The sequence below is a fragment of the Haloplanus sp. genome (assembly GCF_028275055.1).
In the GTDB taxonomy this organism is placed as follows: domain Archaea; phylum Halobacteriota; class Halobacteria; order Halobacteriales; family Haloferacaceae; genus Haloplanus.
Genome location: NZ_JAQCNJ010000065.1, coordinates 1 through 23,064 on the forward strand (window position 1 = coordinate 1; position 23,064 = coordinate 23,064).

The 23,064-nt window shown below is 66.5% G+C and carries 26 protein-coding genes and 1 tRNA gene; 18 read left to right on the forward strand and 9 right to left on the reverse strand.

The genetic code is table 11. The annotated features are described in order from the left end of the window. A partial coding sequence (locus Q0925_RS08820; protein ID WP_299334320.1) for a phospholipase D-like domain-containing protein occupies positions 1–1,477 on the forward strand: 1,477 nt, incomplete at its 5' end. On the opposite strand, the gene Q0925_RS08825 is transcribed toward Q0925_RS08820, so the two are convergent. Next, the gene (locus tag Q0925_RS08825; RefSeq protein WP_299334323.1) at positions 1,474–3,381 is read right to left on the reverse strand and encodes a DHH family phosphoesterase; all 1,908 of its coding nucleotides are present in this window, start codon (positions 3,379–3,381) and stop codon (positions 1,474–1,476) included. The genes Q0925_RS08820 and Q0925_RS08825 overlap by 4 nt on opposite strands. A gap of 123 nt (positions 3,382–3,504) precedes the next feature. Between Q0925_RS08825 and Q0925_RS08830 the strand changes: the two genes are divergently transcribed. Both Q0925_RS08830 and Q0925_RS08835 read left to right on the forward strand, forming a co-directional pair. Further along, positions 3,505–3,657: a hypothetical protein gene (locus Q0925_RS08830; protein ID WP_299334327.1), complete on the forward strand. Its 153-nt coding sequence runs from the start codon at positions 3,505–3,507 to the stop codon at positions 3,655–3,657. Beyond that, complete coding sequence (locus tag Q0925_RS08835; RefSeq protein ID WP_299334330.1) at positions 3,654–4,079, forward strand: FAD synthase; 426 nt, start codon at positions 3,654–3,656, stop codon at positions 4,077–4,079. The genes Q0925_RS08830 and Q0925_RS08835 overlap by 4 nt, the downstream gene beginning before the upstream one ends. Before the next feature lie 42 nt (positions 4,080–4,121). Here the strand turns inward: Q0925_RS08835 and coxB are convergent, their stop codons facing one another. Continuing rightward, a complete protein-coding gene (gene coxB / locus Q0925_RS08840; protein ID WP_299334334.1) occupies positions 4,122–4,916 on the reverse strand; it encodes a cytochrome c oxidase subunit II in 795 nt (264 codons plus the stop codon). A gap of 195 nt (positions 4,917–5,111) precedes the next feature. Between coxB and Q0925_RS08845 the strand changes: the two genes are divergently transcribed. Genes Q0925_RS08845 through Q0925_RS08855 form a run of 3 tightly spaced genes read left to right on the forward strand, consistent with a single transcriptional unit; the run spans position 5,112 to position 8,038 of the window. Next, positions 5,112–6,473 (forward strand): heme o synthase, encoded by a 1,362-nt coding sequence (locus tag Q0925_RS08845; RefSeq protein WP_299334388.1) that lies wholly within the window; start codon positions 5,112–5,114, stop codon positions 6,471–6,473. A gap of 54 nt (positions 6,474–6,527) precedes the next feature. Then, complete coding sequence (locus Q0925_RS08850; RefSeq protein WP_299334336.1) at positions 6,528–7,682, forward strand: thiolase C-terminal domain-containing protein; 1,155 nt, start codon at positions 6,528–6,530, stop codon at positions 7,680–7,682. 2 nt (positions 7,683–7,684) lie between these two features. Further along, positions 7,685–8,038, forward strand: a complete 354-nt coding sequence (locus Q0925_RS08855) for an OB-fold domain-containing protein (protein ID WP_299334390.1) — start codon at positions 7,685–7,687, stop codon at positions 8,036–8,038. Between the two features lie 300 nt (positions 8,039–8,338). Here Q0925_RS08855 and Q0925_RS08860 read toward each other — a convergent pair whose 3' ends face one another. Then, positions 8,339–8,980: a MaoC family dehydratase gene (locus tag Q0925_RS08860; protein WP_299334339.1), complete on the reverse strand. Its 642-nt coding sequence runs from the start codon at positions 8,978–8,980 to the stop codon at positions 8,339–8,341. Between the two features lie 148 nt (positions 8,981–9,128). On the opposite strand from Q0925_RS08860, the gene Q0925_RS08865 reads away from it, so the two are divergent. The 5 genes from Q0925_RS08865 to Q0925_RS08885 all read left to right on the forward strand — a co-directional run bounded on the left by Q0925_RS08865 (position 9,129) and on the right by Q0925_RS08885 (position 12,226). Then, positions 9,129–9,440 (forward strand): AbrB/MazE/SpoVT family DNA-binding domain-containing protein, encoded by a 312-nt coding sequence (locus Q0925_RS08865; RefSeq protein WP_299334342.1) that lies wholly within the window; start codon positions 9,129–9,131, stop codon positions 9,438–9,440. Between the two features lie 5 nt (positions 9,441–9,445). After that, the gene (locus Q0925_RS08870; RefSeq protein WP_299334344.1) at positions 9,446–9,916 is read left to right on the forward strand and encodes a hypothetical protein; all 471 of its coding nucleotides are present in this window, start codon (positions 9,446–9,448) and stop codon (positions 9,914–9,916) included. Between the two features lie 43 nt (positions 9,917–9,959). Next, positions 9,960–10,502 carry a poly(R)-hydroxyalkanoic acid synthase subunit PhaE gene (locus Q0925_RS08875; protein WP_299334347.1) on the forward strand — a complete coding sequence of 181 codons (543 nt, stop codon included), beginning with the start codon at positions 9,960–9,962 and terminating at the stop codon, positions 10,500–10,502. Next, a complete protein-coding gene (gene phaC, locus Q0925_RS08880; protein WP_299334351.1) occupies positions 10,499–11,869 on the forward strand; it encodes a class III poly(R)-hydroxyalkanoic acid synthase subunit PhaC in 1,371 nt (456 codons plus the stop codon). Before Q0925_RS08875 ends, phaC begins: the two co-directional genes overlap by 4 nt. A gap of 120 nt (positions 11,870–11,989) precedes the next feature. Then, positions 11,990–12,226, forward strand: coding sequence for a TrmB family transcriptional regulator (locus Q0925_RS08885; protein ID WP_299334354.1), 237 nt, complete (start codon positions 11,990–11,992; stop codon positions 12,224–12,226). A 36-nt stretch (positions 12,227–12,262) separates the two neighbouring features. Here the strand turns inward: Q0925_RS08885 and Q0925_RS08890 are convergent, their stop codons facing one another. Further along, on the reverse strand, positions 12,263–12,946 hold the full coding sequence (locus Q0925_RS08890) for a DUF7547 family protein (protein ID WP_299334357.1): 684 nt from the start codon (positions 12,944–12,946) through the stop codon (positions 12,263–12,265). Positions 12,947–13,272: 326 nt separating this feature from the next. Here Q0925_RS08890 and Q0925_RS08895 point away from each other — a divergent pair, with 326 nt between their 5' ends. Both Q0925_RS08895 and Q0925_RS08900 read left to right on the forward strand, forming a co-directional pair. Next, positions 13,273–14,535 (forward strand): HEAT repeat domain-containing protein, encoded by a 1,263-nt coding sequence (locus Q0925_RS08895; RefSeq protein WP_299334361.1) that lies wholly within the window; start codon positions 13,273–13,275, stop codon positions 14,533–14,535. 46 nt (positions 14,536–14,581) lie between these two features. Beyond that, positions 14,582–14,956, forward strand: coding sequence for a DUF2237 family protein (locus Q0925_RS08900; RefSeq protein ID WP_299334364.1), 375 nt, complete (start codon positions 14,582–14,584; stop codon positions 14,954–14,956). A 6-nt stretch (positions 14,957–14,962) separates the two neighbouring features. Here Q0925_RS08900 and Q0925_RS08905 read toward each other — a convergent pair whose 3' ends face one another. Further along, positions 14,963–15,583: a class I SAM-dependent methyltransferase gene (locus Q0925_RS08905; protein ID WP_299334367.1), complete on the reverse strand. Its 621-nt coding sequence runs from the start codon at positions 15,581–15,583 to the stop codon at positions 14,963–14,965. Positions 15,584–15,674: 91 nt separating this feature from the next. Between Q0925_RS08905 and Q0925_RS08910 the strand changes: the two genes are divergently transcribed. The 4 genes from Q0925_RS08910 to Q0925_RS08925 all read left to right on the forward strand — a co-directional run bounded on the left by Q0925_RS08910 (position 15,675) and on the right by Q0925_RS08925 (position 18,458). Beyond that, on the forward strand, positions 15,675–16,622 hold the full coding sequence (locus Q0925_RS08910; protein ID WP_299334370.1) for a DMT family transporter: 948 nt from the start codon (positions 15,675–15,677) through the stop codon (positions 16,620–16,622). Between the two features lie 233 nt (positions 16,623–16,855). Next, the gene (locus Q0925_RS08915; protein ID WP_299334372.1) at positions 16,856–17,308 is read left to right on the forward strand and encodes a hypothetical protein; all 453 of its coding nucleotides are present in this window, start codon (positions 16,856–16,858) and stop codon (positions 17,306–17,308) included. Continuing rightward, on the forward strand, positions 17,308–17,799 hold the full coding sequence (locus tag Q0925_RS08920; RefSeq protein ID WP_299334374.1) for a metal-dependent hydrolase: 492 nt from the start codon (positions 17,308–17,310) through the stop codon (positions 17,797–17,799). Before Q0925_RS08915 ends, Q0925_RS08920 begins: the two co-directional genes overlap by 1 nt. 77 nt (positions 17,800–17,876) lie before the next feature. Then, positions 17,877–18,458, forward strand: coding sequence for an LURP-one-related/scramblase family protein (locus Q0925_RS08925; protein ID WP_299334376.1), 582 nt, complete (start codon positions 17,877–17,879; stop codon positions 18,456–18,458). A 93-nt stretch (positions 18,459–18,551) separates the two neighbouring features. Here the strand turns inward: Q0925_RS08925 and Q0925_RS08930 are convergent. The 4 genes from Q0925_RS08930 to btuC all read right to left on the reverse strand — a co-directional run bounded on the left by Q0925_RS08930 (position 18,552) and on the right by btuC (position 22,044). Continuing rightward, a tRNA-Thr gene (locus tag Q0925_RS08930) sits at positions 18,552–18,625 on the reverse strand. 49 nt (positions 18,626–18,674) lie between these two features. Next, entirely contained in the window at positions 18,675–19,679 is a 1,005-nt protein-coding gene (locus Q0925_RS08935) for a class I SAM-dependent methyltransferase (RefSeq protein WP_299334378.1), read from the reverse strand. Positions 19,680–19,723: 44 nt separating this feature from the next. Then, positions 19,724–21,037: an ABC transporter ATP-binding protein gene (locus Q0925_RS08940; protein WP_299334380.1), complete on the reverse strand. Its 1,314-nt coding sequence runs from the start codon at positions 21,035–21,037 to the stop codon at positions 19,724–19,726. Next, entirely contained in the window at positions 21,034–22,044 is a 1,011-nt protein-coding gene (gene btuC, locus Q0925_RS08945) for a vitamin B12 ABC transporter permease BtuC (RefSeq protein ID WP_299334382.1), read from the reverse strand. The genes Q0925_RS08940 and btuC overlap by 4 nt, the downstream gene beginning before the upstream one ends. Before the next feature lie 61 nt (positions 22,045–22,105). On the opposite strand from btuC, the gene Q0925_RS08950 reads away from it, so the two are divergent. Further along, positions 22,106–23,064 (forward strand): PGF-CTERM-anchored ABC transporter substrate-binding protein (locus Q0925_RS08950; protein ID WP_299334385.1); only part of this gene is annotated, 959 nt, incomplete at its 3' end.

The following is a 23,064-nucleotide window of genomic DNA, read 5'->3' on the forward strand; positions in this document are numbered from 1 at the left end:
CGCCGACGGTGACGCCGGCGAGTTCGTCGTCGTCCGGGTCCCGACATCGTCGACAGCAAACTGGACGCTGGAGGATGGCGAGACGGCTGTTTCTCTCCCCGCTGACCGCCCGGCCCCCGAGTTCGCGCTCAGTGCCGACCCCGACGCGACGCGCCGACTGGTCGACGCGCCCGTCGTTGAGACGCCCGCGCTCTCGCTTGCCAACAGCGGCGAACGGCTCCGCCTCCGGCGGGACGGCGTCGTTGTCGCCCGTCTCGAGTACCGCGACGCGCCCGAGGGCGACCGACTCGTCCGGAGCGGAGACGGACGCCGGTGGCGGCCGATCGGATTCGATCCACGGAGCGTTCGCGCGTACGGTCGCGCGAACGTCACCGGCTTTCTGCTTCCGGACTCACCGGGACTTCCGGTGAAGACACTCCGAAGTGCCCAGGACCGCATCCTGCTTGCGGGTTACACGCTCACCAGCGACCGCGTGGTCGACGCCCTCGTTGCCGCCGACCGCCGCGGCGTCGAGGTGGCCGTCCTCGTCGATGCCGACCCAGTCGGGGGCCGATCCGCGCGAGGGGCGGCCGCACTCGACCGACTCGCCGACGCCAACGTCGAGGTAACGGTTCTCGGCGGCCCGCATGCTCGCTTCAACTACCACCACCCAAAGTACGCTGTCGTCGACGACCGGGCGCTCGTCATGACCGAAAACTGGAAGCCAGCGGGGATCGGCGGGCGGAGCAGCCGTGGGTGGGGTGTCGTGGTCGACTCCCCCGTTGTCGCGGCCGACCTCGCCGCCCTGTTTCGTGGCGACGCCGGGTGGCGGGACGGAACCCCGTGGCGGCGCTACCGGCGCGGAACGTCGTTCGAGGACGACCCGCCCCCAAAGGGACGCTACCCCTCCCGGATCGATCCGACGACGGCGACGGCCTCCGAGGTCCGGGTACTCACGGCTCCGGGTAACGCCGAGTCGGAGGTGGTTGCCGTTATCGACGCCGCAGACGACCGGGTCGACGTGATTCAGCCCTCGGTTGGCCGCCGGGATGGCCCGCTTCTCCGGGCGACGATCCGAGCCGCGGAGCGCGGCGTCGAGGTCCGGATCCTTCTCTCGGGGGTGTGGTACACAGAGGAGGAGAACGCCGCGCTGATCGACTGGCTGAACGCCGTCGCCGAGCGGCGTGACCTCCCGTTGTCGGCGCGGTTCGCGGAGCCCGGCGGCCGGTTCGAGAAGGTCCACGCGAAAGGCGTCGTCGCCGACGACGTGGTGGTGGTGGGGAGTCTCAACTGGAACGAAAACGCCGTCTCCGAGAACCGCGAGGTGTCGGTCGCCATCAGAAGCGACCGCCTGTCGACACACTTCCGCGAGGCCTTCGAGGCCGACTGGCGTGGCGACGACGGCACCGACCGGACGACGTGGGTCGTCGTCGCCGGCGCGGCCGCGGCGCTCGTTCTCGCCGTCGTCGTCGCGCGGAGGACGGTCCGGTTCGACTAGGTGTCGAGCACCGTCGCGCTCGACAGCGCCTCGTCGAGTTCGGCGTCGGCCATCTTTTCGACCAGCGCGTCGATCACCTCACCGCGCATCCCTTTGACGAACTTGATGGAGCCGACAACGAGATGGCCGCCGCCGGAGACACCGCCTCCGACGACCTCCTCGTTGAGTTCGGAGACCATCTCCGGGATGTCGAGCCGGACGCCGTCGGATCGGAGAACAGCGAAATCGGGCCCGTAGCCGATGGTAATGACCGGATCCCCCGTCTCCTCGACCTTGCGGTCGTGGAGGTTCCCGGTTGTCTTTCCCGGTGCGGGGTAGGTGAAGCGGTGGGCGAAGTCGTCGAGATCGACCCGGTAGAGGCGAGCGTCGTTGTCCAGTCGCTCGTGTTCGACGTGGGCCTCGAGCGCGGCGAGTTGACGGTCGATATCCCGCTCCGCTCTGTCCGCGAGAAAGTCGACGAGTTCCTGATGTCGGTGCTCGTCGTCGCAATCGACGTTGAGGACGTCGCTGACGAGCGTTTTGCCCTCGCTGTAGCGGAGCCAGTGGGCGGCGTAATCGAGCGCTTCCCCGATCCGCACGAGGTCACCACGGTCGTAGCCCGCCTCTGTTGCCAAGTCGACGAACTCGCTCATCGTCTCGGATTTCGATCTGTCTGCCAGTCCCGCGACCGCGGGGACGTGCCGGAGTTCGTCGGTTATCTCCGGATCGATCATCCGCGCGAGTTCGACACACATCATTCCGGTCGTGATCCGGTAGTCCTCCCCGTGGAGGTAGGGGTTGACGTGTGCGTCGAGCAGGTCGTTCACCGCCCCAGGGTCGGGGTGGTGGTGGTCGACAACGACGATCGGGACGTCGTAGTGAGCGAGGTTCTCGTAGGCGGGGACATCCTCCTCGGTGCTACCGTTGTCCAGCATGAGCAGGAGCGGGAGCTGTTGTCCGTGTCGCTCCCGGCCCTCGAGCGCGAAGTTGAGGTCGCGGGTCACGTCCTCCATCTCATAGTACGGGGCTTTGCTCGGCAGGCGCTTGATGAGGTGCCGGGGGGCGTCGTCGTCGTCGTGCACCGACCGGATGAAACGCTCGAGCGCGACCTGGACGGGCAGGGAGGCACACATCCCGTCACCGTCGGCGTGGTGACGCACCCGGATCGGACGCCCCTCGAGAACGGCCCGTCGAAGGCGACGGGCGACACCGCGGAGGTCGGGCCGGAGCGTGTCGAAGGCGTCCCACTCGACCAACGGTGCCACCTCGTTCGGGGCGGCGCGCTCCGACAGGCCCGCGTCCACCCGCCGTCGAACCTCGGTACCGTCGTCGCCGGTCAACTTCGAGAGCGAGTCCACCTCGATCTGTGGGCTTCCCTCGTGTTCCTCGACCGTTCCCGAGATCCGAACGACGTCGTCGAGTTCGACCTCCGGGTGTGCTCGCACGCCTGCCTCCTCGAACGCCGTGCAGGCGACGATGCCGGTGTCGTCACAGCATCGAAACACCGTCGGTCCGGCGGTCTGTTTGATCTGGGTGACGGCCCCCTCGACCGTCGCCGTCTCGCCGATATCGAGATTCTCGACGGGCGTCACCGTGGGCCGGTGGTCGACGGCGACCGTCCGGTAGTCACCGAGTGCCGCCTCGTCGAAGGCGATATCACCATTCTCGCGGATCTCGTTGAGACGGACGAGCAGTCGGTCGCCGACGCTGTACTCGCCGTCTAAGTTCGACTCGTGGACGAGCCCCGACACCTCATCGGAGATATCGACGAACACGCCGTATTCGACAACGCCGTTGACGACGGCGTGGTAGTAGCGGTCGACCTCGATGTCCTCGACCGTACAGTCCGGCGCGAGGTCGTAGACGGTGGGGCGGGAATCGTCCGCCCGGTCGGTGCCGGAATCCCCGGCATTCCCTGCGGTCATACTATCTACTGGTGGGTGGCCGAAGTTAAGCCTTGCAGAATCCGTACCGGCGGCCGTTCGTTACGGAACGACACTCGGCCGGTATCCGGAACCCTTAGAAGGCGACGAACCCGAGCGAATACCATGCGGTTTTGCCGGTTGGAACCCGTCGTCGGAATCGCCCAACCGACGCCCGCGGCCGTCCACCCCGTCCCCGAGCGGTCACGCTCCGTGTCGATGGTTCGGACCGGCCCCAAGGCGCGCGTGACAGGGGAGGCCGTCGACCGCGACCCATGACGACCGTCGTCGCTCAAGGCACGTTCGACCTTCTCCATCCCGGGCACGTCCACTACCTCTCCGACGCCGCTGCGATGGGGGACCGCCTCCACGTCATCGTTGCTCGGAGTCGGAACGTCACCCACAAGGAAACGCCGGTACTCTCGAACCGCCAGCGTCGGGAGATGGTCGGCGCCCTCGCCATCGTCGACGAGGCCCACCTCGGCCACCCCGAGGATATCTTCGTTCCAATCGAGCGGATCGACCCCGACATTATCGTTCTCGGTCACGACCAGCACCACGACGAGGACCGTCTCACCGAGGCGCTCCGGTCTCGCGGTCTCGACACCGAGATCAGGCGGGCGTCGGAGCGTGAGGCGCGTGCGGACGAACTCTGCTCGACGGGACGAATCGTCGACCGGATCGTTGAACAGCGGTGCTGAACGAGCGGACGAACTACGAGAACGGATCGCGTCTCGGCTGTCTCAGGCCCGAATCGGGGAGCGAGCGACCGACTCGTGGTGTTCGCGGACCACATCGTCGTCCGCTTCGATGTCACCGGCCGACTCGCTCTGTTCGTTGAGGAACGACCGGTACTCCTCCTGTGAGACCACCTGGACCTCGAAGTACATCTGGGAGTGTGCGACGCCACAGAACTCCGCACAGTAGCCCTGATATGTCCCCTCCTCCAGTGCGACGGTTTTGATCACGTTCGACTGACCGGGCATAGCGTCCTGTTTCAGACCGAGTTCCGGGACGTGGACGGCGTGTAACACGTCACTCGACGTGACGTTGAAGTAGACGTCCTGCCCTTTCGGGATCACCACCGTCGGCGAGGTACTCGACAACTGGACGTCTTCCTGTGGGTAACTAGCCCTCCAGCCCCACTGGAACGCTTCCATGTCGACGACGACGTCGTCGCCGTCGGGGGCCACCTCCTGTTCGCCGCTCTGGAACGTGACGTTCTCGTTGGCGAGGACGCCGTAGGAGGCGACCCCGACGAACAACAGGATAACGGCCGTGGCGACCGTCCACGTGATCTCCAGCCGACGGTTCTCCTGTGTCGGCTTGGCTTCGTCCGTGTTCTTGAACCGGTACACCGTGTAAATGAGGATGCCCTCAACGAGGAGGGTGATGGGTACGGCGATATACAGCAGTTTGTTGTTTAACTGGCTGATGAGTTCTGCCGACACCGAACTCTGTGCCGCCACGGGATCGGCGACGAGGGCGAGTGCCACCGCCGAAAGCAGCGACGCCAGTGCGAGGCGCGACCGTTTCATATTCTATAGGGAGTTAGAATCTCCCCCCTAAATACCTACTGATAGGCTTGACGGTTCCCGTCCTGCCCGTCGATACCGGGGCTCGTGCGTGACACGAAACGCGGAGCCTAAATACGGGGATTTCTAAGCACCGGGAGTGATCGAACCGTGGCGAGTGTGACCGACCGTTTCCCCGGGCTTTTGGCGGCGAGCGCGATGGGTGTCTACCTGCTCGTTCTCGTCGGCACGACGATCGGCGTCACCGACGCGACCCGGACCTGTGCCGCGTGGCCGGCCTGCGGGGCGGGGCTTTCGCTCCCCACGACCGCCTCGGGTGCGTTAGTCGTTGGTCACCGTCTCGCCGCCGTTGTCGTTGGCCTCCTCGTTCTCGCCGCCGGTGTCGCCGCCCTCCGGACCGACACCAGTCGCCGGGTCCGGGTTGCACTCGGTGTTGCCGTCGTTTGTTACCCTATCCAAGCCGCGATGGGTGCGTTCGTCGCCACCACCGGCGCGGCTGCGCCGCTTCCGGCCGTTCACCTGCTCATCGGTCTCGTTATTTTCGGCGGCTTGGTCGCGGCGCTCGCGTGGACGCTCGAAGCACGGACCGGCGACCCCGACGACGGTCCCGTTGCCGACCCCGACACGCTCGCGCCCCCGGAGAAGCCGGGCGGTGACGAGGGGAGCCGTCCGTCGCTTCCGGAGAATCCGATCCCGCGGACCAGAGCGCTCGCGGGCGCGTACTTCCGCCTGATGAAACCACGACTGATGTGGCTGCTTTGTCTCGTCGCCTCCGCGGGTATGGCGCTTGCCGCCGGGCCGGCCCTCACCCCGCGGACGGTCGTTCTGACGCTGGTCGGTGGCGTGCTTTCCATCGGGGCCAGCGGCACGTTCAACCACGTCTTTGAGCGGGATATCGACCGTCGTATGTCCCGGACCAACGACCGCCCGCTCGCGACGGACGTGGTGTCGGTTCGCAACGCCCTCGCCTTCGGCGGCCTGTTGACCGTCGGGTCGCTCGCCGCCTTCGCCGCGGTCAACCTTCTCGTCGCCGTGCTCGGACTCGTCGCTATCGTGTTCTACAGCGTGATCTACACGCTCGTACTGAAGCCCAACACCGTGCAAAATACGGTTCTTGGCGGCGCGGCCGGGGCGTTGCCGGCGCTGATCGGGTGGGGCGCGGTCACTGGATCGGTCGGCATCGGGGGGCTCCTTCTGGCGACGGTGATCTTCCTGTGGACGCCCGCTCACTTCTACAACCTGGCACTGGCGTATAAGGACGACTACGCCCGCGGTGGGTTCCCGATGATGCCGGTGGTCCGTGGCGAGACCGAGACCCGAAAACACATTCTCTGGTGGCTCGGTGCGACGTTTGTCGGTGCAGGTGTCCTCGCCGCGTGGGCGTCGCTCGGCTGGGTGTACGTCGCCACGACCGTCACGCTCGGCGCGGTGTTTCTGTGGGCGGTCATTCGGCTTCATCTCGACCGCACCGAGTCGGCCGCGTTTCGCGCGTTCCACGCCTCGAACGCATACCTCGGCTCGCTGCTACTGGCGGTCGTCGTCGACACGCTAGCCTTCTGACCGGGACCGGGAGTAAAGGGTAAGCCTAAGCCGGTGGGTTGCGGGAACGGACCTATGCAGAACGTAGCCATACTCGGTGCGTCGATGACCCAGTTCGGCCAGCGCGACGGGTGGGTTCTCGACCTGCTCTCCGAGGCCGGGTCGGCGTGTCTGAACGACGCCGGCGTCCCGCCGGATGCCGTCGACCATCTTTATGTCTCGAACATGGCGAGCGGCGAGTTCGAGGGACAGACAGGGATCATGAACGCTGTCACACACGACCTCGCGGCGATGCCGGCCTACGCCGCACGCATCGATCAGACGAGTTCAAGCGGTGGGGCCGGGGTAAAACACGCCTGGCAGTCGGTCGCCAGCGGCGCAAGCGACATGACCCTTCTCGTCGGAGCCGAGAGGATGACCCACCGGACGACGGCCGAGGCGACGGATATTATCGCCTCGATCACCCACCCATTGGAGTACAAACACGGCGTGACGCTCCCGAGTTTCGCGGGGCTGACCGCGCGCCTCTACCTCGATACGTACGACGCGCCACGCGAGAGCCTCGGTAAGGTCGCAGTCAAAAATCATCGCCACGGCGTCGACAACGACCACGCACAGTTCCAGAAGGAGGTGGATCTGGAGACGGTTCTGGAGTCGCCCATCGTGGCCGACCCGCTCCGACTGTATGACTTCTGTCCGATCACGGACGGCAGCGCGGCGCTCATGTTCTGCCCCGAATCTGTCGCCCGGGAGTACACCGACGACTACGTTCTCGTCTCGGGCGTCGGCGGCGCGACGGACACCCACGTCGTTCACGAACGCGCCGACCCGACGACGATGCGTGGCGTCGTCGAGTCGAGTCGGATCGCCTACGACATGGCGGGTCTCGGCCCCGATGACGTCGACGTGGCCGAACTCCACGACATGTTCACCATTCTCGAGTTTCTCCAGAGCGAGGATCTCGGCTTCTTCGAGAAGGGCAAAGGGTGGAGGGCCGTTGAGGAGGGCCGTACGGAGATCGGTGGGGACCTCCCGATCAACCCCTCGGGCGGCCTGAAATCGAAGGGCCATCCGCTGGGCGCGAGCGGCGTCGCACAGGTGTACGAACTGTACGAACAACTGCGTGGCGAGGCCGGCAAGCGGCAGGTCGACGGTGCCGACACCGGGTTGGCCTGTAACGTCGGCGGCTTTGGCAACTGTGTCATCACCACGCTGATGGAGGCGGTCTGATGATGGAAGCGTACCGCTACCCCGACGGCAGCATCACGTTCCCCGGCCACCCGATCGGCCCGGGCGGAGAGGAACCGGTCGATACGGTCGATCTCAGCGAGTACACCGCCGAGGTGATCACGTGGACGACGAGTACGGCGACACCGCCGGGCGTCCGCGAACCAAACACGCTCGCAATCGTCGAGTTCGACGTGGACGGCGAACCAGTTCGTGCCCTCGGCGGTGTCACCACCGAGGAGGTTACGATCGGCGACGAGGTGCGGCCGGTGTACGTCGACGAACTCCGCGACCCCGAGGCAGGTATTCGCGAACCGGACAGTCAGGCGTGGGACGGCTACCGGTTCGAACCGGTCTGACGTGGTGTTCGTTGATCCAACGGTGCAGGCGTCGGCTCACGCCTTTCTTCCGGACCGAACGCGGCCGGTGTCAGGTCAACGACGCGTCGCCCCGTGCCGTGGAGTGAATCGTGTGACGCCCGTGCGCGGGATCCGGTGTCCGACACGACCGCGGACCGTGGCCACGTGCGATGGCGGCGGTGACATGTGCCGTCGGTGCGTCGTGCATCGTCGTCGCGGCGCATTCGGGGCGACGACGAGTTCCGACGAACATAGGAGAGGCCCCGAAACGCCGGGGTCGGGGTCGGGGTCGGATCGCGACTACGCGTCGGCTCCGTCGGGGGTGTCCTCGGGCGGGTCGTCGATGAGCACGATGGCCTCGCCGTCGATCACCGTCTCGCCGTCCTCGTCCTCGACGACGGTCGTCAGGCGGTAGCGTCCGCCACCGAGGTCCTCGACGACCTCACAGATGGCGGTGGCCCGTTCGCCGATGTCGACCGGGCCGAGAAACTGAAGATCCTGTGAAAGGTAGATCGTCAGCCCCGGCAGGCGGGCGAGCGCGGCACTGATCAGACCGGAGACGAGGGTTCCGTGAGCGATCCGGCGGCCGAACCGGGTTTCCTCGGCGAACTCGTCGTCGAGGTGGAGCCGGTTCGTGTCGCCGCTGGCGTCGGCGAACACGCCGACCTCCTCCTCGGTGACGGGCTTGGAAAACCGGATCCGATCGCCAACGCCGACGAGTCCATCGCCGTCGTCGGAGCGCTCGAACGACCACTCGGCCTTGGAGTAGGTTACTTCCGGCGAGTCGGCCGGCTGACGGTCGTCCCCGTTGGCCGGCAGCATCGCTTGGTTCGCCGCCATCACGCTGTTGTAAAGATGTTCGACACTGTTCGAGAAATGTCTCCCCGATTGGATCCATGCGTCCGTGAGACCCTCCATCGGCGTCGGTGATCGTTCTTGCATGCTGTGTAGTCCTTTGTCGTGGCCGGTTAAAGACCGGTCGCTTTCGTCACCGGGCGCACCCGGGTGCAACCATACGATGTCTCTGAATGGTATTGAACGGTAACGAAAGTAAAGCTTATGCCTCTGGGACGTGTTGGTGAGAGTACGGATGACGCAAGACGACGACGATGGCTCGCCGCTGTGGCCGCCTCTGCCGTTCGCCCAGCAGTTCCAAGACGCCGGCGAGGATGCGGTCGAACGCCAGATGCAACTGTTCGAGCAGTTCGTGTCCGGCGGCGGCGGCGGATTCGACGGATTCTCGCAGCTCGGCGCCATGAGTATGGGAACCGCGATGTTCAAGACCCGCGTGCAGAGCGGGGGTCGCATCAGCATCCCCGACGCCGAGCGCGAGACGCTGGACATCAAGGACGGCGACATCGTCCAAACCATCGTCATCCCCGTCAAACGAAACTCCGAGTGATTACAATGAATGCTACCAACCCGTTCAGTTCGACCTTCGAGATGCAGCGTACGATGATGAACCAGAGCCGCCGTGCCGCCGAGACCGGTATCGACGCCCAGCGCGCCGCCGTCGAGACGATGTTCGACTCGCTCGAGTCGGCCAAGTCCGTCCAGCAGAGCGGTGTGACACTCTCCAAGAGCGCCATCGACGCCTACCTCGACGGTCTGTCGATGATGCTTCCCGAGGAGTCCATCGAGGAACTCGAGGCCGCAGTCGACGAGCAGTTCGAAGCGGTCGACGAGATCCACGAGGATGCGTGGCAGTCGTTCGTTGAGGGCCTTGACGAGGCCGAGGCCACCTACGACGAACTGACCGAGATGCAACTCGAACTCGTCGCAGAGGGCTTCGATGCCGCCGAAGAGGTTCAGGCCACCGCGGAGGAGACGACCGAGGAGGCCGTCGAGTCCGCCGAGGATCTCTCCCAGACGGCGTAACCCCGGAGCGTTTCACCCCCGAACACCCATATTTCAGTACACGATGACCGATAATACCAGCGGCACCTTCGACGGACAGATGGACGCGTTTCTCGAGCGTATGACCGAGACGTACATGAGCGCGCTCGACCGCAACCTCGACGCACAGTCGGCGTTTCTCGAATCGTGGATGGACTCCATGGAGAACAACCTCACCGAGGACCGTGTTCGGGAGGGGTACGAGGGGTCGATGCAGGCCTACGAGGCGTGGATGGACGCCGCCGAGACGTCGTTCGAACGGATGGGCGATTCCATCCAAGGCGAGGACGTCGAACCCGAGGAGTTCCGCGACATCTGGCTGTCGTCGGCCAACGAGGCGTTCAAGGAGATGATGACCACCACCGCCTTCGCAGCGGCCACCGGCCAGACCGTCGAGGAGGCGATGAACATGCGCCAGAACATCGACGAGGCCTCCGAGGAGACGCTCCACGCGCTGAACTTCGCCACCGTCGGCGACGTCCGCGAGGTGGGTGAACGGCTCGTCGAACTCGAACGCCGCCAGCACTCTATCGAGCAGAAACTCGACCAGTTGCTCGACCAGCAATGAACCCGTTTACATTCCCGCTGGACGCACAGCGACAACTCTGGGAACAGGCGGCCGACCAGACCGAGTCGGTCGGCGCTATCCCCGACGGACTCGAAACCATCGCCGGTGTCGAGGTCGGCGAGACGACGAGCGAGGTGGTGTACCGCGAGAACAAACTCGAACTCCACCACTACGAACCGCTGGTCCCCGAGGAGGAGCGCCACGAGGTGCCCTTGTTGTTTGTTTACGCGTTGATCAACCGTCCGTACATCCTCGATCTCCAACCCGATCGGAGCGTCGTCCGTCGGATGCTCGAGGCCGGCTTCGACGTCTACCTGATCGACTGGGGTGAGCCCTCGAACCTCGACACGTCGTTGTCGCTCCACGACTACGTCAACCGGTACATCGACAACTGCGTCGACGAGGTCCGAGAACGGTCCGGACGGGACTCGATCAACCTGCTTGGCTACTGTATGGGCGGGACGATGAGCGTCATGTACGCCGCGCTCCACCCCCAGAAGGTCCGCAACCTCGGCCTGATGGCCGCCGGACTGTGTTTCGACGGCACCGGTGGCATTCTCGAAATGTGGGGCGACGAGGAGTTCTTCAGCCCCGAGACCATCGTCGACACTTTCGGCAACGTCCCGGGTGAGTTTCTCGATGTAGGCTTTGCGCTGATGGACCCGGTTCAAAACTACATCACGAAGTACGGCACACTCTACGACAACATCGACGACGAGGGCTTTGTCAAGAACTTCGCGCGGATGGAACGGTGGCTTGACGACTCCATCGACGTTGCCGGGGTCGCCTACCGGGAGTTTCTCGAGGATATCTACCAAAACAACAAACTCTATCGGAACGAACTACACCTCAACGGGGAGCGGGTCGACCTCACCGACATCACGATGCCGGTGTTGCAGGTGATCGGCGAGTACGACCACCTCATCCCGCCGGAGGCCAGCAAGCCGTTCAACGAGACGGCCGGGAGCGACGACACCGAAATCATGGAGTACGCTACAGGCCACATCGGACTCTCTGTCTCCGGGTCCACACACGAGGACCTCTGGCCCGCGGTGGCCGACTGGTTTGCCGAGCGGTCGGCCGTCGAGAACGAAAACGAGAACGAAGACGACGCGGCCGACATCGTCACAGACGACGCGACCGAGGGGGCCGACGCGACCGACGAGGAGACGACCGAGAGCACCGGGACCGACCTGCAGGAACTCGGCGGTATCGGTCCCGCCTACGCCGAGCACCTGCGGTCCGCCGGTATCGACTCTGTCGAGGCACTCGCCGACGCCGACCCGGCAGAACTCTCCGCCGCCGCCGACCTCGACGAGAAACGGGTCCGCGGATGGATCACCGCCGCGAGCGACCGAACGCCGTAGCGCCGACGTCCGGGCCGAACCCACCGCGACGGCGGAATATTACGAATTTTAGGAGTACGCACAATATAGTGAATATGTTGGAAGCGTTTATGACTCAGAGTAAACACATGTATCCTATACATGCAAGCGAAACAGTCCAACCGATCCGGCGATAGTATCGCAGTCCCGGAGGAACTCTCGGCCACGGAGTCGAAACTCGTCTACCTGTTCGTCGCCACCGCCGACGGAGCGACCGTTGACGACCTCCAATCGTCGCTGGGCCTCACGAGACTCACCCTCTTTCCCGTTCTCGATACGCTCTCCGAACGGGGCTTGGTCGAACAGACCGACGGGACGTACGTCCCGTCCGCGTCGTAACCGGCGCCTGCGTTCCTGTGTTCTCGGCCACCGAGGCTATGCTCTGCCGTCTCCGTTCTCGTCCTCCCCGCTGTCGTCTCCTTTCCCCATCGACTCCTTGATCGACGCCAACTCCTCGTCGACGTTCACACCGCCGGGCGACTCGCCTTCCTCCCTGACGTCGATGTCGACCCCCGTCGTCTCCGATCCATCCCACCCGGTCTGTCGCCGCCGCGGGACACGGTCAGTTCCCGGGTCCGCTTCGTCTCGTGGCGTTTTTTCGCCGGTTCGATCGTCCCGCCCCGAGATGTCGGCCAGTCGGTCGTCGACCTCCTCCGTTAGCCCCCGGGCGTCCGAGAGCACCGACCCAGCCTCCGAGTCCGCGGGAAGGTCCGTACCGGTCAGCGCCTCCCGGAGGTCCGCGAGTCCGTCCCGGAGCGTGGCCACATCGGGACTGTCGTCCGTCCGGGATCGCTCGCTGAGGCGGTCGGCCGTCGTCGCACCCGGGCCGGCGAGTCGAAGCACAGCACGGAGCAGTTCTAGCGACCGGACCGTCGCTTCGAGAAGCGCGATCAGCGTCGGGATGGTGTACTCCTCGGTGAACCGGAGGATTTCCCCCGGCGTCGGCGGCCGTCGCTTCCGCCGCACGTCCTTGTCGACTGCCTCCCGAAGGTCGGTCAGCGTCCGCTCTAGGTCGGCGAGCAGAACCGCCAGTTCGTCGGTCTCGTCGCGACTCGGCATACCACGTCGTTGGATCCGGATGCGCATATACTGCCGGGGCGGTCACGGGTCGATCGCTTGTCGCTACCGCTCGTGACGCCGAACCGCAAGCGCGGCGAGTGGCAGCGTCGCGGCCCCGATGGCGACATCGAACCCGGACCGCGGCCGTGACACCCGTGGCCCCACCGCCGCCGACCCACGCGACGGGGGCGATGCGAACCGATCAGTGCGTGTTCGCACGGCCGCCTGTGCCGTCCCGTGGGTAACGCGTGTCCCAGACGACGCGACGGGCCGACGACACCGCGGAATAGAAACGCTCTTTTGAGCGTCACCACGACCGTACGCGTATGACCGACGGGGACGACGAGACAGACCTACCCGCCGAAACCCTCGACTCGCGCCTCAAGGGGGCCGCCGAGGACCTCGACGCCGCCGCGACCGAGAGGGAGCTCGACACGGTCGAGGCGGCGCTCGACGAGATCACAGAGGACCTCGACGCCGCCGATCTCCCGGCCCCCGACGCCGACGCCGACGCCGACGCCGACGCCGAGGACGAGAACGAGGACGAACCGGATCCCCGCGCGGAACTCGAAGAACGGCTCGACGACCTGCGCGACGACCTCGAGGCCGCGCGTGGCCCCTACGCGGCCGACGTCGTCGACGATGTCGAGGACGCGAAGACCCGGCTGACCGAGACTCGGTGGAGCGACACCGGCGAGGACGAGGCGGCCGCTGCGGTCGCCGAGTTCGCCGCCGAGGCCGGTAGCGCCCTCGATGCCGATCTTTCCGGCGATGACACAGCCACGCTGGCTGCCGTCGCCGATGCCGTCGCGAACGCGGGTCTCGACCCGGACGGCGACGCCGAGACAATCGACGCGCTTCTCGATGCCACCGCCGCCCTCGATACGGAACTCGACGACGCCGAGGAGTGGGACGACCTCGAAACCCACGAACAGCTCCGAGCCCAAGGGTTCTATGACACGCTCGGCCATTACAAGGACTTCCCGCCGGAGTGGGCCGCACTCAAAGAGTGGGAACAACGGGGCAACGTCGAAATGGTGTTGCTCGCACTGGACAGCTTCCAGTCGGACTTCATGGAGCGCCACTGCCTCGAAGCCATCACCAGGATGAACGACGACGCGGCGTTCGAGGCCATGCACCAACGGGCTGGCAAGCGCGACGAACCCGGCATCAAGGCGCTCGGAAAGATGGCCGCCGAGGACGCCGTCGACACCCTGCTCGAGTACGTCGACGCCGACTCCGACCCCGGGCTTCAGAAGGTGACGTTCAAGGCACTCGGCGAGATCGGGAGCGAGAAGGCGACCGGACCGATCGCGACCCAACTCGACGCCGAGAACGACCAGGTCCGACCCCACGCCGCCCGTGCGCTCGGTCTCATCGGTGACACGCGGGCGATCGATCCGCTTGCCGACACCCTAAACGACGACGAGAGCGACGCGGTCCGCGCCGCCGCGGCGTGGGCGCTCCGACAGATCGGCACCGAGACCGCCCTCGAAGCCGCCGCCGAGTTCAGCAACGACCGCGCCTACCTCGTCCAACACGAGGCGGCCCAGGCCGTTGACGCGTTGTCGGCCGAGCGACCGGCGTAACCGGCCCGACCCCAACCCTCTCGTCGTGGCCGTCCGTACCTTGTCTATGGCGTCGGATTCGAACGTTCTGGGAGCCGAACTCGAACCGTGTAGCACCGATCCGAAAACCGGATACCTCCGCGACGGCTGTTGTCGACACCTCGAATCGGACCGAGGGCGTCACGAGATTTGTGCGGTGATGACCGAGGCGTTTCTCGAGTTCTCGCGCCGTCGTGGTAACGACCTTGTGACGCCGCGTCCCGAATTCGACTTTCCCGGTCTCGACCCCGGCGACCGGTGGTGTGTCTGTGTCGGCCGGTGGATCGAGGCCGCTGACGCCGATGTCGCCCCGCCGGTCGTGCTCGAAGCGACGGCCGAAGCCGTCACCGAGGACGTGCCGTTCTCGACGCTGGTGGACCACGAATACGACGGGAACGACTGAGACGGGCTAGCCGTCCTGTTCCGGGGGATACGGCTGTCGACCCCCGGTCGAGCTCCGACCGACCAGCGTCGTCACCGCCAGCGTCCGCCCCTCGTCGTCGGTCCGCGTCCGCTCCCGGTAGTCGAGGATCGTCAGATCGAGACACGCCCGAAGCAGGTCGTTCGACCGGTATCGGTGGCGATCGGTCGACGGGCCGAGGTCGATGCTGTCGGTCGATCGCAGGTGGTGTTCGTAGACCAGGACACCGCCGGGCGCAAGCGCTTCTTTCAGATCCGGGAGCCGTTCGAGGGCGGCGAAAAAACTCACCGTGATCACGTCGTACGCCGACCGTTCGAACTCGAAGTCGTCGATATCCGACCGGATCCAGGTCACGGTTTCGAGTCCTTCACTCTCCGCCGCCGCCGCGGCGCGGTCGAGTGCCTCGTCGGAGACATCGACCGCGTCGACATCGTAGCCGTGACGGGCCAGACACCGTGCGTTTCGGCCCGTCCCAGTCGCCACATCGAGCGCGCGCCCCTCAGGAAGCGTGTCGATCAGTCGCGCCAGCGCCGGGATCGGATCCTCGGGAAGTTCGAACTCGTCGTCGGTGCTGTACTTCTCGTTCCATCGCTCACGGTCGTCGGTCACGGTTCGATGGGCGTGCCGGTGTCGGTTAAGCTCACCTCCGAACCGCCGACGGATCGACACGCACAACCCCGCTCGTCGGTTACGGTGTCTCGTGTCCCTCGGTCGATACCGGAACGCAGGGCTGTTCGTTCTCCTCGGGATGTTGTTCGGCAGTTCGTTTGTCGCGATCAAGGCCGGGCTTGCGACGCTCCCGCCGGTCTTTTTTGCGGCGCTTCGCTTCGATGTGGCCGCGCCGCTCCTCCTCGGCTACGCGGCGTGGCGACACGACGCGTGGGTTCCACGGAGTCGGGCGGACCTCGCCGGCCTCGTTGTCGGTGCCGTCACCATCGTCGCGGTGAACAACGGTCTCCTCTTTCTCGGCCAACGGGCGATCACGCCCGCGGCGGCGTCCGTGATGTACAGCCTCAATCCGATTCTCTCGCCCGCCGCCGCCGTTCTGTTGCTCGGCCAGCGCCTCGACGCCCGCGGTGTCGCCGGCATCGGGCTCGGTCTGCTCGGCGTCGTCGTTATCGTCCAACCGTCGCCGGAGACGCTCACCGCCGGGTCGACGCTCGGACAGCTGTACGTCCTCACCGCAGCCGCCGGAATCGCCCTCGGGAGCGTGCTCATGCGACGGATCGACGCGACCCTCGACAGCGTCCCCCTGACAGCGTGGGCGATGGCGCTCGGCGCGGTCCTCCTCCATACGTGGAGTTACGGACTCGGCGAGTCCGCCGCCGGCACCTCGCCGACGCGAGCGCTCGTTCTCGCCGTTCTCGTGGTGGCGGTTCCCGCCACCGCCGTCGCATACCCAATCTACTTCACACTCATCCGGCGAATCGGGCCGGTCCGGACGAACCTCGTCGCCTACGTCGTTCCGGTGTTTGCCGCGCTCACCGGGTGGCTCCTGCTCGATGAACCGGTGACACTCGCCACCGTCGCCGGCTTCTGTATCGTCGTCGCCGGCGTCTCGCTTCTCGAACGCCACGTCGTCGCGACCGAACTCGGCCGCCTCGCTCGCCTCCTCACCCGCCCCGGAACACCGCGGTCCGACGACTGAGCGCCACGCGGCCACGCCGCCACATCGGCTGGCCGGTCCGTTCGGGCGTCAGGGCGGCATCAATCCACGCGGGATGTCACCCGTTCGATGCCGATGATCTCCGTACGGTTCGTCCACCGACGGGCCGCCGTTCACGTGGGTCTCCCCCGTGACGACCGCTCGACTCGCCGTTCGGGAGCGAAGCGTCCGTCTGCCCCACAACCTAATTGTATCGCTCGTGCGTCAAGGCGGATATGCGTCGTATCGCCGCCGGGATCGGGTGTTGTCTGGTCTTGGTCGCGCTGCCCGTCGGATTCGGCGTCCAGTTCAACGGCTCCGACGCCTACCCGGACGCAACCGATATCGACGAGAACTACGCCGCTCACGTCGGCGAACGCGTCCATCTCTGGGGGGTCGTCGCCGGCGAACGCGACGGGTCGGTCGTCGTTTCCGCCGGTACCCTCAGACTGACCGTCTCAGATATCCCGCCGTCATCGGTCGATTCCGGCGACGGGATTCAGGTGTACGGCGAACTCCGACCGAACCACCGATTGGAGACCCGTTCGTATCACGTCCAGACGCCGAGCGATCGTCGGTATATGTACGGCGTGTCGCTTGTCGGCATCGCACTCGCCGCCGTGGCCTTTCTCCGCCACTGGCGCGTCGACCTCAACCGGGTGTGGTTCACCCCCCGGGAGAACGACTGATGCCCGACCTTCTCACACACGCCCTCGTCGCTTACATACTCGCGGCGGTCGTTGCACAGTCCGACCGGATTCAGGACCGATACGTCTCGGTCGCGATGGTCGGAGCCGTCGCCCCCGACGCGATGAAACTCTCCGTCCTGCTGAACCACAGTGTCGGCCACATCGCCGGCATCCCCTACTCCACGTGGGGCGTCCACACCCTCGGTGGTGTTCTCGTTCTCGCCGGACTCGGTGCGCTGACGATCCGGGTCGGCGACCGTTTCGTCGCCGGCGCTGCCCTCGCCGCCGGCGGCGCCAGCCACCTGTTTCTCGACGCGTTCGTGATCCGTGTCGACGGCGTCGCGCCACCGTACCTCTTTCCGTTTTCGGGGTGGCTTCCCCCGGCTGCCAACCTCTATGCGAGTACCGACGTCTGGCCGGCCGCGGTTGCCCTCTCGGTCGCCGTGCCGGTCTGGCTATGCCGGCGACGCCGCGGTCGCCGGAGCGAGTGACCGGCCGTGGTGCCGTCGGCACGGCCGCGGCTTGAATGGGCGCTCGTTTGAAGTGGCTTCCCGCCAAGTCGGACGCCATGGTCTCCGCACGCGAGTACGATATCGGGGGTATCGACCTTTCGGATGACAGGTACACGATCGAGCAGAGTCTGATTCGTAAAAAGTACACCGCGTCCAACGCCGCCGGCGACACCGTTCTCAAGGGGAAGCAGAAACTGTTCAAACTGAAAGAGGAGTTTCCGTTCGTCGACGCCGACGGGAACGACGTGTTCACCGTGACCGCCGGCGGGGTTATCGACGTCGCCGGCGACTACCTTCTCTCCGACGCCCGGACCGGCGAGGACCTCGTCGTGTTGGACAACGACTTCTCGATCCTTCAGGACACTTGGACGATCCGCGACGCCGAGGCCGACACGGAACTGGCTTCGATCACCTCCCGCGGTGCCCTCGTGACGCTCGCCCGGTCGACCCTCCCGTTCGGCGAGTTGATCCCACACAAATACGAGATCACTGACGCCGACGGCCGGCACGTCGGCGCCATCGACGGCCAACTCTCGTTTCGTGACCGGTACGAGATCAGGGTTGATGACGCGAGCACCGTCCCCAAGGAACCGATCGTCGCCGCCGCGATGGTCATCGACGCGATTCAGGAGAACTGACCGGCTGTCGACCGCCTGACGCGGTCGTCACGACGCCGCCCACGACTCGGTTGTGACGCCCTCCTCAGTACTGATGCCGCGTGAAAAAATTGAAGCCGGTGAAGGGATTTGAACCCTTGGCCTATTCCTTACGAAGGAATCGCTCTGCCAGTCTGAGCTACACCGGCGCGTTCACCCGTACTGCCATGGTTCAAATAAGGGTTCCGGAACGCCCCGCTACCGCGACAACCGCACGTCGAGACAGACGTTGAGTTCGTGTGGGGCGTACGACCGGACGACGTGTCGTGTCAACACCTCGATGTCGTACCCCTCGGCGGCCGCCGCCTCCCGGACCGCCCGCTCGCCGGGACCGAACGGGTCGTCCTCGTGTTGGATGTCGTAGTAGTGCAGCGTACAGTCGTCGCCGGCGAGAGTAACGGCAGCGTCGAGAAAGTCGTCGGCGCTGTGCGGGAGGTTCATGACGATTCGGTCGGCCCCCCCGACGTGGTCGGTAGCCACCTCGCGTACGTCGCCGTTGATCGCGGTGACCCGCTTTTCGACGCCGTTCCGACGGGCGTTCTCTCGGAGATACTCGACCGCGGACGGATTGAGGTCGACGCCGACGACGGTCGCGTCGCGGGCGGCCATCGGAACGACGAAGGGACCAACACCGGCGAACATGTCGACGGCCCGTTCCCCTGCGGTTGCCCGTTCGGTGACGCGGTGGCGCTCGGTCGCCAGGCGCGGGGAGAAGTACACCGTCGAAAGATCGAGGACGTACTCGAAGCCGTACTCCCGGTGGACGAGTTCGGTCGGCGGCCGACCGTCCCGGTCCTCGGCGGCGAGTACGGTCCAGTCCCGGACCCGATGGTCGCCTTTCACCTTCGAGGCGCGGTCGAGAACGGCCCGGACGGGGAGGTCGGAACCGAGGATGGCGTCGGCGATCCGTTCGGCCCGTCCGGGGTCGGTCTCGTCGACGATCGCCACGTCGCCGAGGCGTTCATACGAGGGATCGAAGCCGAGCAGATCGGCGGGGGTCCGCTGGGTGTCGTGGGCCGGTACGTCGCGGTAGACGACGTCGAACCCCTCCCGCTCGGCGGCGTCGGCGTCGGTCACCGGGAGATAGATGTTGCCGTCGTCGACGACGATCTGATAGGACTCGTCGACGAGGTCCGCCTCCGCGAGCGTCGTGCGGGTTCGCTCGCCCGCCTCCCGCCGGGTGCGGACACACGGCCGTTCCATGGTTAGGCGTTGTTCCCCCGGCGAGTAAGGATGGCGTTTCGCGGTCAGGCGCCATCGCCCGACCGAAGCCGAGGTGCCCTGCGCTCGACTCGGCCGTCCCCGCTCCCGCTCCCGTTCTCGCCGGCATCATCGACGACCCGGCGCACGGCCTCGACGACCCCGTCCTCGTCGACGACGACCCCACGGTTCCGGAGTCGTGCCATCGCCTCCCGTCCCTCTACGCCGGCGAGGTTTCGCTCCCCGATCGGCCGGCCATCGACGACAACGGGCTGTTCGGCCGCCGTGGCGGCGACGAGGTTCGGGAGGCTTCCCGGAGCCAGCGCCGCGTCCGCCACAACGACCGCGTCGGCGCGGTCCACCGCGTCGGCCACGTCGCCGGCCGTTTCGGCGTCAACGGGCGCATACGGCGGCACGGTCAGGCAGTCACAATCGAGCGCTCGCGCCGTCGCGGCGTCGGCGTCGTCCGCGCCGACGGCCCCGACTGAGATGTCGAACCCGGCGGCGTCGAGACGGTGGAGAAGCGGCGTCGCAGTCCCGCCCCCACCGACGACGTGGACACGGCCCGACCCCGGTCCCGTTGTCGCGAAGGCGGTCACCGACGGCGTGCCCGTGACGGGGTGGGGCGTGACCGTCGCCGTCGTGTCGAAGGCCGTCTCGACCGCCGACTCTGTGAGCACCGAGTCGGGGGTGCCTGCGGCGCGGATCCGGCCGCCGTGGAGCAGTCGGAGTTCGTCACAGTACCGGGCCGCGAGATCCAGATCGTGGATCGCCGCCACGACGGTTCGTCCCTCGTCGACGAGGTCGGAGACGATGTCGAGCGTCCGGACCTGGTGGTTCACGTCGAGATCGGAGGTGGGTTCGTCGAGAAGGAGCACCGGCGTCTCCTGTGCTAGTGCGCGTGCGAGAAACACACGCTGGCGCTCGCCGCCGCTCACGTCGGTCACCGGCCGGTCGGCCAGATCGGCGACCGCGGCACGCTCCATCGCGTGCTCGACGGCCTGCTCATCGGCCCCGGTTCGTCCCTCGAAGCGGCCGACGTGAGGTGTTCGTCCCATACCGACGATCCGGCGCACGTCGAAAGAAAAGGTCGACGCGGTCGATTGGGGAACGGTCGCGACCAGCCGACTCGCGGCGCGCGATCCGAGGCCGGCGAGCCGACGGCCGGCGATCCGGACCGTCCCCGAATCGGCGTCGAGGACACCGTTGAGAACCCGCAACAGGGTCGTCTTGCCCGCACCGTTGGGGCCGACGAGTCCGACGAACCGGCCCTCGCCGACTGTCGTCGACACCGAATCCAGCACCTCGATGCCGCCGAACCCGACCGAGACGCCGTCGACATCGATGGCTGACGGCGTCACGGCGTGTGCACCTCGCGGTTGCGGAGCAGATAGAGAAAAAAGGGCGCCCCGATCGCCGCGGTGACGATGCCGACGGGGAGTTCCGCCGCGCCGGCACGGGCGACGGTGTCCGTCGCCACGAGAAAGGAGGCCCCGGCAAGCGCACTCGTCGGCAGGAGGATGCGGTGGTCGGGGCCGACGAGCAGACGCATGACGTGCGGGACGACGAGGCCGACAAACCCGATGACACCCGCGACGGCGACGGCGGCCGCGGTCAGGAGGCTGGCGACCGCGAGCAGGAGGCGTTTCGTTCGCTCGACCTCGATCCCGAGTGCGTGGGCGTCCTCCTCGCCGAGGAGAAGCACGTTCAGGTCGCGGGCGTGCACGAGCAACGCGAGAAAGCCGGGCAGGACGACCACACCGGCGACGGCCGCCTCGGTCCACGTGCTGTGCTGGAGATGGCCCATCAGCCAGTAGATCGCCTCGCGAATGTCTCGCCCCGCGCCGACGAGCAGAAAGGAGACGACCGCCCCGAGAAACGTCTGGACGGCTACCCCCGCAAGCAGGAGCGTCTCGACCGGTGTCCGCCCGTTCTCCGAGGCGAGGAGGTAGACGCCGAAGGCGGCACACAGCGCGCCGGCGAAGGCGGCGACCGGGAGCGCGAACGGGATCGCCACCGGAATCACGATGGCCGCGACTGCGCCCGCCGCCGCCCCCGCGGAGACGCCGACGATCGAGGGGTCGGCCATCGGATTCCGGAAGAACCCCTGCATCACCGTCCCCGCGGACGCGAGCGCGAACCCCACGACCGCACCGAGAGCGATCCGGGGCAGACGGACCGAGAGAACGATGGTCCGGTGGCTCGCGGGCGCGTCGGTCACGAACCCGGGCAGCGCCGACAGCGCGATTTCGGCGACGCTCCCGACGCCGATGGCGACCGGTCCAACGGCGGAACTGGCGAGTGTCACGGCGACGAACGCACCGACCAACCCGCCGGTCCACGCACCCGTGCGAACGCTCAGTCGCATCCCATCAAATCCTGCTTGCAGTAGATAAGTACTTGTTGTGTACGGGCCAACATAACAGTGGATGCACCCCGCACGCACCGCCGTTGCCCTCACCTTGGTCGCCGTTCTGCTCGTCGGCGCAGTCGTCCCCGCGACCGCCGGCCACGGTGACGACGGCTCCGACGCGTTGGCCACCGACTGCTCGTTCCCCGTCACCCGGACCGACGCCACGGGGACCGAGGTCACCCTTTCGGACTCGCCCGAAAGCATCGCCACGCTCAATCCCAGCGCGGCCCAGACGCTCTGGGAGATCGGCGCACGCGACCGGGTCGTCGGCGTCTCCGAGTTCGCCACCTATCTGGAGGGGGCCGACTCGCTGCCGGTGGTCAACACGGCCTCCGGTGGCATTCGGTCCGAACGACTGCTCGAACTCGACCCGGATCTCGTGATCGCACCGGGAACCATCTCCGCCGACGCCGTCTCGACGCTCCGTGATCGAGGACTGACCGTGTTCGCCCTCGAAAGTCCGTCGAGCATCGAGGGTGTTGCCGACGGTACGACACTTTTTGGCCGACTCACCGGTGAGTGCGCCGGGGCCGACGGGACGAACGCGTGGATGCGCGCAAACGTCGAGACCGTCCGCGACGCCGTCGCCGACCAACCCCGCCCGGCCGCGCTCTACACCTTCTCCGACGGCTGGACCGTCGGCGACGACACGTTCATCGGCGACGTACTGGCGACCGCGGGGACGCGGAACGTCGTTGCCGGGACGGTTTCGGGCTACGCTCAGGTCAGCGACGAGGTGGTTCGCGACCGCAATCCCGAGTGGATCGTCCACAACGACCGCGACGGGATCCCCGCCGCCGCCGCCTACCGGGAAACGACGGCGGTGCGCGAGGGCCAGACCGTCGAGGTTGACGTGAACTATCTCAACCAGCCGGCCCCCCGGAGCATCGTCCGTGCCGTCCGTGCCGTCGCGGTCGGTGTCCACCCCGACGCGGTTGCGGAGTCGAGTTACGTTCCGCGGTCAGCGGTCGACGG

What these genes read in the sequence shown, in the direction of transcription:
- Q0925_RS08835 (WP_299334330.1), top strand. Translation starts at nt 3,654, where the DNA reads ATGACGACCGTCGTCGCTCAAGGCACGTTCGACCTTCTCCATCCCGGG.
- Q0925_RS08900 (WP_299334364.1), top strand. Translation starts at nt 14,582, where the DNA reads ATGGCGTCGGATTCGAACGTTCTGGGAGCCGAACTCGAACCGTGTAGC.
- Q0925_RS08870 (WP_299334344.1), top strand. Translation starts at nt 9,446, where the DNA reads ATGAATGCTACCAACCCGTTCAGTTCGACCTTCGAGATGCAGCGTACG.
- Q0925_RS08850 (WP_299334336.1), top strand. Translation starts at nt 6,528, where the DNA reads ATGCAGAACGTAGCCATACTCGGTGCGTCGATGACCCAGTTCGGCCAG.
- Q0925_RS08860 (WP_299334339.1), bottom strand. Translation starts at nt 8,980, where the DNA reads ATGCAAGAACGATCACCGACGCCGATGGAGGGTCTCACGGACGCATGG.
- Q0925_RS08890 (WP_299334357.1), bottom strand. Translation starts at nt 12,946, where the DNA reads ATGCCGAGTCGCGACGAGACCGACGAACTGGCGGTTCTGCTCGCCGAC.
- Q0925_RS08885 (WP_299334354.1), top strand. Translation starts at nt 11,990, where the DNA reads ATGCAAGCGAAACAGTCCAACCGATCCGGCGATAGTATCGCAGTCCCG.
- Q0925_RS08830 (WP_299334327.1), top strand. Translation starts at nt 3,505, where the DNA reads ATGCGGTTTTGCCGGTTGGAACCCGTCGTCGGAATCGCCCAACCGACG.
- phaC (WP_299334351.1), top strand. Translation starts at nt 10,499, where the DNA reads ATGAACCCGTTTACATTCCCGCTGGACGCACAGCGACAACTCTGGGAA.
- Q0925_RS08845 (WP_299334388.1), top strand. Translation starts at nt 5,112, where the DNA reads ATGGGTGTCTACCTGCTCGTTCTCGTCGGCACGACGATCGGCGTCACC.
- Q0925_RS08875 (WP_299334347.1), top strand. Translation starts at nt 9,960, where the DNA reads ATGACCGATAATACCAGCGGCACCTTCGACGGACAGATGGACGCGTTT.
- Q0925_RS08925 (WP_299334376.1), top strand. Translation starts at nt 17,877, where the DNA reads ATGGTCTCCGCACGCGAGTACGATATCGGGGGTATCGACCTTTCGGAT.
- Q0925_RS08935 (WP_299334378.1), bottom strand. Translation starts at nt 19,679, where the DNA reads ATGGAACGGCCGTGTGTCCGCACCCGGCGGGAGGCGGGCGAGCGAACC.
- Q0925_RS08825 (WP_299334323.1), bottom strand. Translation starts at nt 3,381, where the DNA reads ATGACCGCAGGGAATGCCGGGGATTCCGGCACCGACCGGGCGGACGAT.
- Q0925_RS08920 (WP_299334374.1), top strand. Translation starts at nt 17,308, where the DNA reads ATGCCCGACCTTCTCACACACGCCCTCGTCGCTTACATACTCGCGGCG.
- coxB (WP_299334334.1), bottom strand. Translation starts at nt 4,916, where the DNA reads ATGAAACGGTCGCGCCTCGCACTGGCGTCGCTGCTTTCGGCGGTGGCA.
- Q0925_RS08895 (WP_299334361.1), top strand. Translation starts at nt 13,273, where the DNA reads ATGACCGACGGGGACGACGAGACAGACCTACCCGCCGAAACCCTCGAC.
- btuC (WP_299334382.1), bottom strand. Translation starts at nt 22,044, where the DNA reads ATGCGACTGAGCGTTCGCACGGGTGCGTGGACCGGCGGGTTGGTCGGT.
- Q0925_RS08865 (WP_299334342.1), top strand. Translation starts at nt 9,129, where the DNA reads ATGACGCAAGACGACGACGATGGCTCGCCGCTGTGGCCGCCTCTGCCG.
- Q0925_RS08915 (WP_299334372.1), top strand. Translation starts at nt 16,856, where the DNA reads ATGCGTCGTATCGCCGCCGGGATCGGGTGTTGTCTGGTCTTGGTCGCG.
- Q0925_RS08855 (WP_299334390.1), top strand. Translation starts at nt 7,685, where the DNA reads ATGGAAGCGTACCGCTACCCCGACGGCAGCATCACGTTCCCCGGCCAC.